We start from the raw sequence: 15,641 nt of genomic DNA on the forward strand, positions 1-15,641 counted from the left end.
ACGTGATCGTCTCGGGGAACGGCGGCGAGCTGTCGGTCTTCCGCCACAGCGGCTCCGGCGGCACGGGCACCGCGACCCCCACCTCGCCGGTCTCGTCTACCGCCACCCCGACAGCCACCGTCACCGCGCCCGTTGCCACCGCTACCGCGACGCGCACGCCGACCGCGACGGCCACGGCCACCGGGCCCACTGCCACGGCGACCCGCACCCCGACGGCGACCCGCACCCCGACGGCGACCCGTACCCCGACGGCCACCAACACGCCCCAGCCCACCACGCCAACGGCGACGCGCACCCCGACGCGCACGCCAACGGCCACGCCCACCGCCACCCCTGACGCGGGTGGGTCGCTGATCGTTGACAGCTCCAGCGCCCAGATCACGTTCACGGGCTGGTGGCCGACCCAGAACGACACGGCGGCCATCGGCGGCTCGGAGCGCGTCGGCGAGTTCGGCGGCTCGAGCGCCGAGCTCACGTTCACCGGCACATCGATCACCCTGGTCTACCGCCAGGACACGAATCGCGGGCAGGCCCAGGTCAGCATCGACAACCTGGCAGTCGGCCTGATCGATCAGTACGGGACAGCGCAGGCCCAGAAAACCGTCACCTACTCGGTCTCGGCCGGCACCCACACGGTTCGGGTTGTCGTCAGCCGTGCCAAACAGGCCGCCTCGTCCAACTACTTCGTCGGCATCGACGCGTTCGCGATCGGGTCGACGGCCTCAGCGCCGCAGAACCGAATCCGCCTGACCACGCAGGCCGGCGCGCCAGGACAGTTGCTCGTCACGGTCAGCACGCAGGCCGCCTGCGGCGGTCTCACCCGGATCGACTTCGGCGGGGCTGGCGGCGCTGGCGTGGTCGGGTCGGTGCGGTTTGACATCAGCGGCGGCCCGACGAACCTCGCACCGGGTCAGTCCTATGTACCGCCGGCCGGCGCGCTCCAGGTTTCATTTGTGTTGCGGCGGCTGAGTCCGGGGGCGGTGACGGTGCCGCTGACCATCTCCGACGCCTGTGGCAGCTGGAAGACGTTCGTCGGTGGCGGGGCGTCGGCGTTCTAGTGGCCTGTCAGTCATGAACGACCGAGTTGGACCTCTGCCGCCGCCTCACCGTCATCCCGAGCGACGTGAGGCTGCTCCCTCCCCCGTCATCCCGAGCGGAGTGAGCGTGCGAACGAAGTCGAGGGATCTTCCTCACGCTACAGAAGGAGAAGATCCCTTCACTCCGCTCGTTCCTCGCCGCGGTCGGGATGACGGCGGGGAGGTGGTATGTCGCCGCGGTCGGGATGACGAGAGGGGTGTGCTCGTAGCTCGCGTAGCTTGCCCTGAGCGTGCCGAATGGGGTCGGGATGACGACCGGTACTGAGCGACCCTGCGATTGACGCCAGACGAGCCACTAGCTGCGCGCAGACGGCACGATCCGGGGCGGCAGCGGGAACGAGATGTGCTCTATAGCGGGCGGTTACCAGTCGAATGTCACAATACTGACGGTGTCATGACTCACCAGCATCGGCGCTCAGTAACGCAGGCTTCGGGGCGCCGCACCGGCCGTTTCCGTGCTCGCTAACACCAAACGGTCGTCCACCTGGCTCCGGACGCCGCTCTCACCAGAGCAGCGGTTCTTGCTGGAGTGCGTCCGGCGCAGTTGCGGTGTGGAGGCTCGTCCGCTGCCGGCCGTGCAGCAGTGGACCCTGCTCATCCAGTGCGCGACCACCCAGACCGTGTTGCCGGCGCTCGACGCCGTCCTCCAGGATGAGCAACAGGTTGCCCCAGACGACGTGCGCCGCCTGGTGCATCTCGGGGCGGCCCTCGCCGTGGAGCAGCGGCTGCGCGTTCAGGATCCAGGTGTCCGCCTGACGCTCCAAACCCTGGTTGACGCGGGCTGTGATCCCGTCGTCCTCAAGGGCGCCGCCCTGGCCTACACCCGCTACCCGAATCCGGCCTCGCGCCTCTTCTCCGATGTTGACGTGCTGCTGCCGGAGCACCAGATCGGCAGGGCGGCAACGTGCCTGGCGCAGGCGGGCTATACGTTGGTCCCGGGGCCGGCGCTTCCTGCTGCTCATCAGCACCTGCCGCCGCTCCAGCCGCCCGACCACTCGATTGCCGTCGAGCTGCATCGTGGGCTGGTCGAGGACACCGCTCCGTACCGCGTAGAGATCGGTGCGATGCTCCAGCGCGCCCGCCCGGTGAGCATCCTCGGCGTCCCGGTCCGCGAGCTCGATCCGGTCGACGCGCTGATCCACGTGAGCGTGCATCTCTCCTACGGGCATCGCTACACGCGCATGCCCATCCGCTCGCTCGCCGATATCCTGGCCCTCACCAGCCACGATCGCATCGACTGGCCCGAACTGGTCTCGCGGGCGCGAGCGGCGCACGTCAGTGGCGCGGTGATCTGGCCGCTGGCCCTGGCGCGCGGCTGGCTCGGCGCGCCGGTCCCGCACGCGGTGCTGGCGCAGCTCGCACCGCCGCGCCCCCTCACCAGGGTGTTGACAGCCCTCTTGCGGACCGGTTCGATCCTTGACCCCTCGCTCGTGCCAGACGACGGCAGCCGTGTCCTGCACGATACGGCCGTCGAGCTGTCGCTGGTCAGCGGCTGCTCGGCACGCACGCAACTCGCCACCCTCGCGCAACGGCTGCTGCCGGGGCCACACCGCGTGACCCATCTCCAGCCCGTCGAACAGACATCCCCAACGGCGTATCTTCGCGCGATGTTGCGACCGGAACGTCTTTCAAGGGGCGTGCGAGCAGCGCTCGACACGGTGCGCGCAACACGCGAGCGACTGCGCTGACGGCGCCGCGCTGGCGACTGGCGTTGTGACGGGCAGTTTTCTAACAGTCTTGTGAAAAGTCACCGAAAATCACCCATTTTGCCACCTTGAGTTGTGCATGACTACGACGAGCGCGCTAGACTTGAAGGGTAAATCACGAACTCTGAGTAGCGGGGAAACTGATCATGAGTTCAGACCAGCCGGCATCGACGGATCACTCGGGCGGTTCGGCGGACAACGCCGCCAGGCCGGAGGGCAAGTCCAGGCGAGGCCGTCGAGCCGTCCTGAAGGGGACGCTCGCAGCGACGGGCGGCCTCCTTGCCGCGAGCTACGTTCAGCCTGAGTTGCGGACATTCGGCAGCGCCACCGCCCATGCTGTTGGGTCGATCGACCGCTCCCATGGCCGGGTCGCACCGATCCAGCAAGAGCATGCCCCAGACAAGCCGCGACGCCGCGCCGATGTGCCAGGGCTTCCGCTGCCCCCTCGCGGCCACTAGTTCGGCCGGGGTGCTCGTCGCCCCGCCAGCCATGAGATTCTCGCGCGCCGGTGCGTTGACGCGCCGATGCCGCCTGGATGTCCCCCCCGCGGGACGCAACGGACACGGAGACGCGAACGCCCGCGCATGCTCGATCCACGACGACGCTCCGAGATCGAGACGGCGACGCTCGATGACCACGTCATCCTGATCGACGTCACGTCCGGCGCATATCACACCCTCAACCACACGGGCGCGGTCATCTGGGACTGGTGTGATGGCACACACTCTGTCGAGGAGATCGCGCGCGGCCTCGCCGCGACGTACGGGATCGGCGTCGAGCTTGCCCAGGTTGACGTGCTCCATGTGCTTGCACAGTTGAAGCGGGCAGGACTTCTTGAAGATGCCAGGGCGTCCGCGTGATGCGGGCCCCCGCCTGACGCGGTGACGGCCAGCCATTCTGGGGCGACGGCCGAGCACGAGCCGGGGCGCGTCACGCTGGCCCTCTTGAGCGCCCGCGTGGACGTCGTCGGCCCATCACCCATGGTGCAAGGCGTGGCCGCGCTGTTTCCGCCGCCGCCACCGTGGCTGATCGAAGCGCCGGCGGGCCTGCGCACCACGGTGACCGTCGAGCGGGACGCCGACACCCACGGCCGGTACCATGTGCGCTCCGGCGACGATCAGTGGCTCCTCACGAGCATCGGCGACGCACAGGCGAGTGCCGAAGCGCTCGTCACCACGGCGCTCGCCGAGCAGCTACGTCACCGGCTGCTGCTCATCCATGCGGGAGCGGTCAGCAACCAGGACGCCTGTATCCTGTTTCCTGGGCCGTCAGGCAGCGGCAAGAGCACCCTGGTCGCGGCGCTGGTCGCCAGCGGGATGCGCTGCTTCGGGGACGACGTGGTCCTGTATGACCGAGAGCGCCAGCAGTGCCTGCCGTTTGTCCGGAGCATCACGCTGAAGGCGGGCAGCCCGACGCTGTTGAGCCAGCAGTGGGGCCAGCAGATCGAGGAACCGGCCGCCGCTCGTTTTGGCGAGACGCCGGTCACCTTCCTGACGCCATCGGCGGATGCGTGGCCGGCTGCGCCGCTGCCCGTGCGCTTCGTGGTCGTGCTGGAGCGGCAACGGGGCGTGACGGCGCACCTGCGTCAGCTCTCGCGCATCGAGACGCTGACGCTCCTCCTGAGCCAGTGTTTCAACCACGGCACCCTGGGAGCAGCCGCCGTCCACGCCGCGCTCGATCTCCTGCGGGGCTGTGCCTGCATGGCGCTGACCTACGACGACCTCGGCGAGGCCGTTCGGCTCGTTCGCCGGCTGTCGTAGACGCGGCAGGAACGACGGGCGGCAGGAACGACGGGCGGCAGGAGCGAGGGTCGGTCGGAACTAGGCTGGCCGCTGGCGCGTGGCCCAGCCGGCCTCGCTCAGCTCGTACCCCGGCTCGTCCGCGCCGATCTCGTGCAGTTCTTCACGAATGCCACGCACCGCTCGGTCGTTCTGGTGCAGGCGAGACCAACCGGCAAGAATGGCGCCAATCGCGAGCGCCCAACCTACGATGAGTCCACCGATCAGCATGGCCTGCTCCGCATGGAGGATTTGGTCAGATAACGTACAGCACCCCTGAAATGTGATGGGTGCGCGCCTGCCTCGCCGAAACGACGCACATGCCGGCGTGGATCGAGCAGTATGGCGCGGGGCGCACCATCGACGTGCGGCGCGGTCAGCTCCGACCATACTATGTTCTCGCAGGAATGGGGCCAGGCGCTGTCACACTGGCGACACGCCCGCGGGAACCCTCAGCACACAAAGACGCCCCCGGGAGGCTGCTGGATCGAGCAGTCTCCCGGGGGCGTCTTGCAGCGGTGAGGCGTTCGGCCTACGGGGTTGGGTAGGTCGCCGGCAGGCCGAGCTTGAAGCGGCGAATCGAGTAGGCCGTGGTGTCGATGGTCACGGACGACGCCGTATGGAAGCCATCGGTGTAGTCGATGCCGGCGAGGCTCGTCGGATTCACCGTCAGATCGATCACGTCGGTGTACCATTGGGCCACGCTGGCATCGTAGTAGCTGGCGCGGACACGCAGCTGCGTGGCGGACACCTGGTCCCAGCGCGTACGGATGATGTCTCCCGCCTCCGGGATGTGGCTCCCGCCGCCGATTGAGGCCGTTGGCAGCGGCCACTCGGCCAGGATCGTCGGGCCGCTGCCGTTCCAGGCCTCGAAGACCAGCCCGACGTTGCCGCCCCCGCGACCGATGGGGATGATCTCAAGGTTCTGCTCGCGGTTGATCTCCTTGCGGAAGCCAACCATCGGCCCGAAGTAGGTCCCGTTTGCGGGCTGTGTCGGCGGCGTCCCGTTCGGCCAGCCGATCTCGATCTCCGCCCAGCCGCTGGTCAGCGTCGGCATGCGGTCGATGTTGCGCCCTGACTGCAGTCGGTCCGTCGCGCTGTACAGGCCATGCGTACCGACGAGCCGCAGGTCGTTCGCCCAGGTCGTCCAGTCGATCTGCCACTGGACGCCGCTCTGCGTTCGGTAGTCTTGCTCCTGCACGTTGGCGGTGGACCGCCCATCCGGACCGGTTGGCAGTGCGGCAGTCCCGGCCGGCCGCCACTCGTCCACGTACACGGAGAGCGCATCCGCGCTGTTGGTCTCAACGATGCCGATGGCGGACTGGTCGTAGGTCTCGGATTGCATCCGCCCCTGGTGGTACCAGCCGTAGAACGACCCGTCGATCAGGAAGGCAAAGGCGCGCTTGACGCCAGGGCCAGATTGCGTGTGCAGGCCCAGCTCCAGGTCAAACCAGCGGTCGCGGGGGACCTGGCCGTACACGCGGAACTCGATCGGCTGGTTGTCCCAGTCACGCTGGCCCACGGCGTACAGCTCGCCGCCCTGTCGTACCCGCAGCGACCAGCCGTAGCCGGCCCCACTGGCCCACATGCGGCCAACGGTCAGGTACTCGGAGGCCCCGAGCGCGTTCACGGTCGCCGATGGCACGTACACGCTGGCGCGCTGCCACCGCCAGGTGCCCGGCCGCTCTTGCCAGGTGTGGCTGCCCGCGGCATCGGTGAATCCCACGCGGACGGAGGCTGTGCTGCCGCTGCCACTGGTGGTGGCCAGGGCCGAGAAGCTGCCGCCGGCCGCCGGGATCGCCGAGCTTCGCTGGACCGCGCCGGTCCCGCTGACACCCGTGGTCACCTGCCAGCCGCTCGCCGCCTCAAAGCCTTCGAGCACCGTCCCGCCGCCACCGGTGGGTGTGTTGGTTGGCGTGGCGACCGTGGTCGGGGTTGATGTGGCCGTGGGGGTCCGTGTCGCGGTCGCGGTTGCGGCCGGCACGCCGGTGGCCGTGGGGGTCCGTGTCGCGGTCGCCGTGGCCGGGGCGGTCGTCGGCGTCACGGTTGCTGCTGCGCCACCCACCACGAAAGCGTCAACGCCGACAAAGTAGGCGCTGGACGCTGCCTGCTTGGTGCGGGTGACGCCCACGCGGATCGTGTGCGCGCCCGGTGCGACGGTGTAGGTCGCCAGCTTTTGCGCCTGGGCCGTACCGTACTGATCGAGGACCGCTACCTGATTGCCGTCGATCAGGATCTGCGCCTGTCCCCGGTTCGAGTCCTGGCGGTACATCAGCGAGATCGTGGTCCCCGTGAACGAGAAGGACGCCGCATCGCCGCCGAACTCGCCCGCGCGCTCCGAGCCGCCAAATGCGGTGGCATTGGTCTGGGTCGGCCACCAGCCGGTGAAGGTGATCTGCGCGCTGGTGCTGTCCACCGTCGTGCCCGTCGCTGGCGTGGCAGTTGCGGTGGCTGTCGCCGCTGTCGTGGCCGTCGCCGTTGGCGTACGGGTGGCAGTGGCGGTGGCCGCAGGCGGCACGGTGTTGCTTGGCGTGGGTGTCCGCGTTGCCGTCGGCGGTACAGCGGATGTGGCCGTCGCGGTGGGGGGCGCGGTGTTCGTCGCTGTCGCCGTCCTGGTCGGCGTCCGGGTTGGCGTCGCAGTCGCCGCCGGCACCGTCGTGTTGGTGGCCGTCGGCGTGCGCGTCGCCGTGGAGGTGGGCGCGGTCGTCGGCGTTGGCGTCGAGGTCGGCGCGGCGCCTCCGGCGACCCGGAAGGCGTCTACGCCGACGAAGTAGCCTGACGACGCGGTCTGCTTGGTCCGCTGTACGACCAGGCGGAGCGTGTGCGCGCCCGAGGTGACGGGATACGTCACCGCGGTCTGGGCCTGGGACGCGCCGTACTGGTCCAGCGTTCCGACCGCCGTGCCGTCGATCAGCACCTGTGCGCGGCCCCGGTTCGTGTTCTGTCGATACACCACCGTCACGGACGAGCCGGTGAATGGGAACGAGACGGCGTCACCGCCGAACTCGCCGACCCGCTCCGAGCCGCCGATAGCCGCCGCATCCGTCTGAGTGGGCCACCAGCCGGTGAAGGTGATCTGCGCGCTGGTGCTGTCCACGGTGGTGACCGGCGGCGGCGTCGCCGTGGCCGCCGCCGTCGCGCCGCCAAATGGGGTGGACACGCTGGCCCACGCCGGGTCAGCCGCCTCGGTGGCGGACGTGAGGCCGAGCGTCAGCGGGCCAGCGTTCCCAGATGCATCGGCGGCCGCCTGCCCCGTTCCCTCATCGAAATGGTAGAGCGCGAGGGTCGTCGCATCGGGATCAAACGGCCCGGACAGCGGGGTGAACGCCGCCGTGTAGCGCAAGCCTGAGGAGATCCGCAGCTCGTCTACCTGCCCGCCAAAATACGGAAATGACGCATAGCCGCCCATGCGGAGTGGCAGGCAGTTGCCGCAGGTGCTGATCTGGCCGACATCGCCGGCCGCACCGGGCGTGCCGTTGACGTAGACCTGGCCGAGCCGCGTCGTCGGATCGTATGTCGCGGCGACGTGATACCAGGAGCCGGCCAACAACGTCACGGCCGTATTCGTGACCGAGCGATCCGTCGTGCCATCGGCCACCCAGAGCGTCACCTGGCCGTTGGACAGCTCCAGCAACCAGCCTTGATTGTCGGCATCATTTCGCGTAAAGACGATGGTGCCATTCTCGGTGCTTGTAGCGGGCGAGACCCATACTTCGACGGTCTGACGACCCTCTTGACCGGCAAAGGCAGATCCGGTCGCACGGGATGTGTTGCCATCAAAGATCAGCGCACTGTCGGACGATGTCTGATAGACCGCGCTGGAGCTGCTTCCACGAAGTGCCAGCCGTGAGTCGATGTGCGCACCGGATGCCCCGCGATTGAGCGCTGAGGCGTCTGCGTCAGCTTGCCCGAACACCAGCGCCCCAAGCGTAACGACCACCATCACCGCAAGGATCCGTTGATACACGAGCAATACACCCACGCTAGCCCTCCACATCGCCGCTCAATCCGTTTCCCACACGTCCAGCAGGATGCCATGCCGATACAAAATGGATCATCCTTCGGGCGTCGATGGTCATACTGGCGCCCATCCCATCACTTGACGCCATGTCTCCACGTTGGGAACGGAAATTCCGGCCCGGAAGTGATGAGTGGAACCTGAGTGAAGTACGCGCGGAGCGCTTACTCGGGTTTTCAAGATGTCATGCAAATCACCTGTCGATCATACTGCACCAGATGGCAGAGAAGTCCATGCTTCCCGAACAAAAACATGTCAGCTTTCTTGTGCGACTTCTGAACGCAAAAATGGGCAGCAATCCTGCAAAGCAAGACGCTGCCCAGGACACATCAGTGTCAGACATATGTTCTATTCTAGAGCCGATCATGCGGCCGCACATAGGCGCTATGCGGCCGGCCTACCGGAGAGGGGGCTATTCGCGGAAGTCTGGCCGAAGTATCGAGCGCCGCGCATCAAAGTCGATCATGACCGACTTTTCCAGGGCATGCCTTGCACTCGTGCACCAATCGTCGTGCACATTATGCGGAAATCGCACGCAGAAGCATGGGAGCGGGTCGCCCGGCAAGTATCGCTCAGCGACGCCTCTGAGCGCGTCCCGCAGGATACACACGGCTTCGGACAGGCGCGCTTCAAGGCTCGCCTGGGGCCACGCTGCCATAGCGCGATCCAATTCCGAGGTGTCATGTTCGTCCATATCCACACCACTCCGACGCCAGCATAGGCAGAGCTCGCTTCCGCAGCGCGATGTGTGTCGTGGTACTGTTCGCGCTCTACGTGCAAAATCGACGATCTTGTTCACGGTCACCGCGTCCATTCGGGGCTGGGGTCAGCGTGGCAGGTCGCAGCTAGTACGTTGCCATGCTGGATGTGACGGGTCTGTCATCTCGACCCCATTCGGCAAGCTCAGGGCAAGCTACGCGAGGAAGGAGCGGAGCGGAGGGATCTTCCTCGCAGGGGTGTCCAGGGGAAGATCCCTCGACTGCGCTCGCACGCTCGCTCCGCTCGGGATGACGGGTACGACGCCGCCTTCTGCGTGGTGGAGTACGAGCCCGCGTACGCTCGGGACGGTTCGCGCCTGCAAGCCGGGCTGCATGCTCTCGCCAGACGGGGCTGCCGGGGGGCTGCCCGATCTCTGTTGCACTGTCACCTGCCGGTGCAGGTGCGTCACTACTATCCATTCACCGGAGGGATGCTCATGTTTCGTGCGCGCGCGGCTTTGCCGCTGGCCGGCCTCGCCTCGGTGCTGGTCATCGACCGGTTCCGCCAACGACGGTGGCCGCTCGTCATCGCGGGGCTGTTGGACGAAGCGGGACACGTCGTCACCGCGCTGCTCACGCACTGCGCGTTCGCGCTGCCACGCTCGCGGATGAGCGTCGGCGGCACGCTGGCCGGGGCGACGCTCCTCGACGCCGATCACGTTCCGCACCACCTCGGGTACCGCATCCTCACGTCCACGACCGAACGGCCCTTGACCCACTCAGCCGTGTCGGTCGGCCTGGTTGCGGTCACCGCCGCGCTCGCTCCGCGTCAGCTCCGCTGGCCACTCGCCTGCGCGGCCATTGGCGCGGGAACCCAGCTCATCCGGGACATGGGCACCGGATCGGTCCCGCTGATCTGGCCCGTCTCGCGGTCCGAGTTTCGCACGCCGTATCTGGTGTACATCGCCTACCTCCTGCTGTGCGTTTGCCTGATCGTGCGGGGCGAAAAGACGACGAGCTAATACTCCACCACGCAGAAGGCGGCGTCGTACCCGTCATCCCGAGCGGAGCGAGCGTGCGAGCAGAGTGGAGGGATCTTCCCCGTTGTGGCTACGTGAGGAAGATCCCTCCACTGCGTTCGCACGCTCACGTCGTTCGGGATGACGGGGGAAGCGTCGAGTAACCCGACCCGGTCGTTCATGGCTGACAGGCCACTGGGCTACGCCCGTCAGGCCACCGCGTATCAGCGGGCGACGCCCCGCACAGGCGCCGCCGCCCGGCGAACAGTTGCCCATTGCCGCCAGCGACGCAGCCGGCCGCTCGGCCGGGTATCCCGGCGCGACGCCTACAACCCGCGGCCAGAGTACTGGCGTCTCCCAACGCTCGGTTCGTCGATCGGTCCGGCCGCGACGGCGGTGGCCGTTGGCATGCGCGTCGCCGTGGGTGTAGCGGCGGGCGTGGAGGCGAGGGTAGCGGTGGGCGTCTGCGGCGCACCGTCCACGATGACGGCGTCAATACCGACGAAGTAGCCGCTCGACGTGGTCTGTTTGGTGCGATTGATCACGATGCGCAACGTGTGCGGGCCGGGCGCCACCCCGTAGGTCGCCGTCTTCTGCGCCAGGGATGGGCCGTACTCGTCCAACATCGCCACCGCCACGTTGTCGATCCGAATCTGTGCGCGTCCCCGGTTTGTGTTCTGGTGGTAGACCACCGTAACCGACGATCCGGTAAACGTGACAGCCGCTGCGTCACCCCCGAACTCTCCCACACGCTCCGAGCCGCCGATGGCGGCGCTGTCGGTCTGCGTGGGCCACCAGCCGGCAAACGCGATCTGGCTGCTGGTGCTGTCGATGGTGACGCCTGGAGCCGGCGTCGGGGTCAGGGTCGGCGTCAGCGTGATGATCGGCGTCAGCGTCAGCGTCAGCGTCTGGGTTGGGCTGGGAGCTGGCGTCGCCGTTCGTGTGGCCGTGGCGGTTGCCGGCGGTGTGGCAGTCGCCGTGGGCGTCGATGTCTCCGCCGGGGCGACGGTCGCGGTCGGTGTGGCCGTGGCCGTCGGCACTGTCGTGGGGGTGGTGGTTGCCGTGAGCGCCAGTGTCGCCGTCGGAGCAGCCATCAGCGTTGGTGTTCTCGTGCTCGTCATGGTTGGCACTGTCGTTGCCGTGGGCGTGCTGGTCCCGACCGGCGGGCCGCTCGCCCCGAGGATCACCGCATCCACGCCGACGCCATATCCTGATGAGCCGGCCTGTTTGGTGCGGTTCACGACTACCCGCAGCGTGTGGACGCCTGGGCCGGCGCTGTACGTCGTGGCTCGCTGGCTCTGCGCCCCGCCGAACTGATCCAACATGTCGATGGGCTGTCCGTCCAGCCAGATCTGTGCCTGGCCTCGGTCGGTGTCCTGGCCGTAGACCAGCGTGACAGACGTGCCAGTGAAAGCTACGGTTGCGCTGTCGCCGCCGAACTCGCCGATCCGCTCCGAGCCGCCGATGGCGCTCGTATCGGATCGTGTCGGCCACCAGCCTGCGAACACGAGCTGGCTGTCGGTGCTGTCGATGGTGGTGACCGGTGGAACGGTCGGTGTGGGGCGCTCGGACACGACGATGGCGCCGGTCATGCTCTGGTGGATCTTGCAGACGTAGGTGTACGTGCCGGGCGTCGTGAACGTCTGGCTGAACGAGCTGTCCGGCGTGAGGAACCCGGAGTCCCAGAATCCTCCGCTGCTGGTGGCGGAGTGGGTACGGTCGTGCTGATTCGTCCAGACGACGGTGTCGCCCACGAACACGTTTTGCGTCCGCGGTTGGAACGCGAAGCTGGCGATGGTGACGCCCACGGTGCTGCCCGTTGGCCCTGTCGGAACGGTCGCCGTCGCCGAGGCGGTTGGCGTCACGGTCGGGGTTGTGGGCGGCGTCGCCGTCAAAGGGCTGGTCGGCGTTGCCGTCAGGGGGCTGGTTGGCGTCGCAGTCGGGAAGACGCCGCCGGCGGGATCGCCGTCGAAGACGCTCACGTCGTCGAACACGACGGCCCCATTGTTCTGCATCCATGACACCGGCGCGAACCCGAGTGCCAGCGACGCCGGCAGGTCGGTGTGGGTGCCCGCGCCTGCATCGAGGACCGAGTGGACTTCCACGCCGTTGATGAAGAACGTGAGGCGCGCATCCTCATGCCGACCGTCGAAGACGATGGCCAGGTCGTACCACTGCCCCGCCTGATAGGCGACCGGCGTCGGCATCGTTCGCAGCACGCCGTCTCGCGTCGTGAAGATGGCGCTGAAGGTGCTTGCGCCGAGTGCGAAGCCGGCACGTGTCACCCAGGCGTTTGGCCCACGGGTGTTCAAGGCCATGATGCGGGCCTGGGACTGGATCCGGGTGGCCTCGGGCGTGAACCGGGCGCGCGCGTACAGCACGTGCGAGGCCGGCCACGTCAGCGGCCGCTCGACCAGCGCCTGCTGTCCCGAGGTCTGGGTCTGGGTCGCCATGCGGGCGGCCTGCGTACCCGCGCCGACCGGGGCGTGTACCAGCTCGACGACCGCGCCGCTGCCCTGCATCACTGGCGTCCAGCCACCATCGGCAAAGGCCGTCGCCTCGAAACCATCGGCGATGGTGGCCGGCCCGGTCGCGGCCGGCGCCTGTGCGTCGCTGGGCGGCGGGGGCGGTGAGGTCGCCGTGCCACCGGAGATCTGGAGGATGCTGGCGACGGACGGCACGCCGCGATCGCTCATCAGGAACAGCATGTAGGCGCCCGGCGGTGCGACGTGCGGATTCGCGGGCACGGTGAACTGGACGCCGCCGGCCACCTGGGTCAGCGCGACAGGCAGCCGCACTTGATCCGAGTTGATCGAGTGCGTCACCGACGCCATCCGGACCAGCACCGCGCCCGACAGGCTCGCCGCGCTCGGCGTCTGAACCTCCACCGCTTGCCCGTGCACGGCTGCACTCGGCGCGCTGGCAATCGTCGGACGGGGTCCTTGGAAGAGGTACGCCGGCGAGTAGAGCTGCGCCGTTGGGTAGTCCACCGCTGGCGGAAACCGCCCGCCACCAGCACCCGGCCATCCTGCAACAAGCTGGCGGTGCTGTGATACATCCGCAGATCCTGCAGCGACGGCAAGGTCGTCCAGGCTTCGGTGGCTGGATCCCACAGCTCAGTCGGCAGGATGCCCGTGGTCGATGTCAGGTCTTCGTTGTCAGAGCCGCCGAGGGCCATGATCTTGCCGTCGGGCAAGAGCACCAGATTGAACTGGTGCCGTGGATACGCCATCGGCGAGGTCTCGCGCCAGCGTGGCTGCGCCGCCGTCATGTCGATGACGCCGGTGGCCGTCGCGCGGGGGAGGTTGCCGGCCGTCACGATCTTGCCCGGGGCGTACTCCACCGACACGCCGTTCGGGGACGGCGAGAAGCCGACGCTCTGCCAGTGCTCGCGCCCGACATCAAAGGTCATGCTCTGACCGTCAGGCCCGGCCACCATGAACACCAGGCCGGACGGCAGGTTGTGCAGCCCCGGGTAGTTCCAGGACTCACGGGCCGCGCCGGTGAGCTGCGTCCAGCGGTTGGCCGTTGGCGAGTACACCTCGGGCACGCTCACGTACACGTTTGGCTCGCGCTCGCCGCCGATGGTCAGCACGCGGCCATCGCCCAGCGTGAGCGCCGTGGGGTACCAGCGCGGGTAGGCCATGTCCGCCGCCCGAGACCACTGGCCGGTGGCGCCGTCGAAGATGTTGGTGTCACGAATGCCGAACGACGATTCGATGTACCCGCCAACGGTGATGGTGCGGCCGTCGGCCAGCATCGCCTGCCCGGCGCAGAAGATCTGGGCAAGCAGATTCGGCACGGCGTGGAACGTGTTTCCACCGGGCGTCCAGAGCTGCGCCGTGGGCGCGCCGTTCTTCTCCCAGGCGTCGAACGCCAGCAGGTCGCCGTTCGGCAGGTGCGCCAGGTGCACCGCGACAATCGGCCAGGATGCGACGGGTGACCACGCTCCGACCTGCGCCGGATCGTTCGGGGCCAGGGCCATACGCTGCCAGACAGCCGCCGACCCGCCGTCCGTGCTGACGGCAGCGTACTGTGGCGCGGCGAGGGCGCTGGCGGTGCGGGTGACCGGCCCCTGTGCCGTCTCCAGGCCCCGATACGGCCAGCGCTCGGCCTTCGGATCGTCGGGGATATGGGCCGACGCCGCTGACCGATCCAGCAGGCCCAGACACAAGGCCAGGAGCACGACGATACCGCTGCGCGCGAACGGCAGCCCGCCAGGACGGCCAGGACGGCGCAGCGCTCGGATGGCCGTGATCCAGGTCGGTGTCCGCATCGGCGAGGATCCTTCCCAGGCGAGATGGCATGAAAGGGTGTGAGCGGGCCAGTGATCGGCGGCCCGCCCGGCGCGGCTCTACCGGGCGGCGGTCCCGGGCCGGACGGACGTCGCCCGGTGCGCGTCAGACACGAGCTGACGGTCCAGGCTCCACCAGAGCGCGAACAGCTCGCGGAACGCCCGCACGATGACGGCCGGCCGGGCCCCGGTCGCGCTGCCGGAGGTGCGTGGGAAGTGCTCTACGGGCAGCTCCTGCACCCGGAAACCCAGTCGGCGCGCCTTCACCAACAGCTCCGCACTGAACGTTGCGCCGCGCGCTTGCACCTGGACGCCGCGCCAGACGTCCCGGCGGAACAGCTTGAAGGCGCAATCGACGTCCTTCGCCGTGTAGCCAAAGAGGCCGTTGACCAGCAGCTTCCAGCCGAAGGCGTTCAGCAGCCGCATCGGCGGATCGGCCCGCTTGCGCCGCCAGCCGATCACCATGTCGGTCTGGGCATCCATCCGTGGGACGAAGCGGGCCAGTTCGCTCACGTCGAACTGCCGGTCGCCGTCCGTCAGAAAGATGAGATCCTTCGAGGCGGCGTCGAATCCGCTGGCCAGGGCCGCGCCATAGCCCCGGTTCGTCGGATGGGTGACGACGCGCAGATGCAGATCGGCCTCCTGGCTCAGGCGGGCCAGGACGTCCCCGGTCCGGTCGCGCGAGCCATCATTCGTGACAATGACCTCAAAGTCAGAGACCAGCGAGCGCAGCACCGACGACATCTGCCGCACCGACTGCTCGATGGCCGCCTCTTCGTTGTAGGCTGGGAGCACGGCCGAGATGCTGACGGCGGGCTCCAGGTGAATCGTGCCGTTCGGCTTGGGGTTCGCGGGACGGCTCTCGACGACGACCATGGCTTCTCCTCGCGCCGGTGCAGCAACAACGCTGCATGCGTGATCTGTTCAGAGGTGATGACCGCGGAGAACGGAACGGCATCCTTGCCGTGGGGACACCCGGGCAGGGCCAACAGGGCGGGCGGCGCGCCCGACCTCCAGCAGCAGGATGGCCC

Annotated in this window: 10 protein-coding genes; 5 read left to right on the forward strand and 5 right to left on the reverse strand. The window is 68.2% G+C overall.

What is annotated here, in order from left to right; genetic code table 11:
* The 4 genes from IT306_11765 to IT306_11780 all read left to right on the forward strand — a co-directional run.
* A partial coding sequence (locus IT306_11765) for a hypothetical protein (protein MCC7369094.1) occupies positions 1-1,058 on the forward strand: 1,058 nt, incomplete at its 5' end.
* A gap of 494 nt (positions 1,059-1,552) precedes the next feature.
* Positions 1,553-2,785, forward strand: a complete 1,233-nt coding sequence (locus IT306_11770) for a nucleotidyltransferase family protein (protein ID MCC7369095.1) — start codon at positions 1,553-1,555, stop codon at positions 2,783-2,785.
* 602 nt (positions 2,786-3,387) lie between these two features.
* Positions 3,388-3,663, forward strand: coding sequence for a PqqD family protein (locus IT306_11775; protein ID MCC7369096.1), 276 nt, complete (start codon positions 3,388-3,390; stop codon positions 3,661-3,663).
* A gap of 132 nt (positions 3,664-3,795) precedes the next feature.
* A complete protein-coding gene (locus IT306_11780; protein MCC7369097.1) occupies positions 3,796-4,563 on the forward strand; it encodes a hypothetical protein in 768 nt (255 codons plus the stop codon).
* A gap of 60 nt (positions 4,564-4,623) precedes the next feature.
* On the opposite strand, the gene IT306_11785 is transcribed toward IT306_11780, so the two are convergent.
* Positions 4,624-4,812: a hypothetical protein gene (locus IT306_11785; protein MCC7369098.1), complete on the reverse strand. Its 189-nt coding sequence runs from the start codon at positions 4,810-4,812 to the stop codon at positions 4,624-4,626.
* 301 nt (positions 4,813-5,113) lie between these two features.
* A complete protein-coding gene (locus tag IT306_11790; GenBank protein ID MCC7369099.1) occupies positions 5,114-8,563 on the reverse strand; it encodes a hypothetical protein in 3,450 nt (1,149 codons plus the stop codon).
* 1,231 nt (positions 8,564-9,794) lie between these two features.
* On the opposite strand from IT306_11790, the gene IT306_11795 reads away from it, so the two are divergent.
* Positions 9,795-10,319 (forward strand): metal-dependent hydrolase, encoded by a 525-nt coding sequence (locus IT306_11795; GenBank protein MCC7369100.1) that lies wholly within the window; start codon positions 9,795-9,797, stop codon positions 10,317-10,319.
* A gap of 323 nt (positions 10,320-10,642) precedes the next feature.
* On the opposite strand, the gene IT306_11800 is transcribed toward IT306_11795, so the two are convergent.
* The 3 genes from IT306_11800 to IT306_11810 form a co-directional block, all read right to left on the reverse strand.
* Positions 10,643-13,219, reverse strand: coding sequence for a DUF1929 domain-containing protein (locus IT306_11800; GenBank protein MCC7369101.1), 2,577 nt, complete (start codon positions 13,217-13,219; stop codon positions 10,643-10,645).
* Entirely contained in the window at positions 13,138-14,592 is a 1,455-nt protein-coding gene (locus tag IT306_11805) for a hypothetical protein (GenBank protein ID MCC7369102.1), read from the reverse strand. Before IT306_11805 ends, IT306_11800 begins: the two co-directional genes overlap by 82 nt.
* A 78-nt stretch (positions 14,593-14,670) precedes the next feature.
* Positions 14,671-15,486 (reverse strand): glycosyltransferase family 2 protein, encoded by an 816-nt coding sequence (locus tag IT306_11810; protein ID MCC7369103.1) that lies wholly within the window; start codon positions 15,484-15,486, stop codon positions 14,671-14,673.
* Between the last annotated feature and the right edge of the window lie 155 nt (positions 15,487-15,641).

The sequence above is a fragment of the Chloroflexota bacterium genome (genome assembly GCA_020850535.1).
Taxonomy (GTDB): Bacteria; Chloroflexota; UBA6077; order UBA6077; family JACCZL01; genus JADZEM01.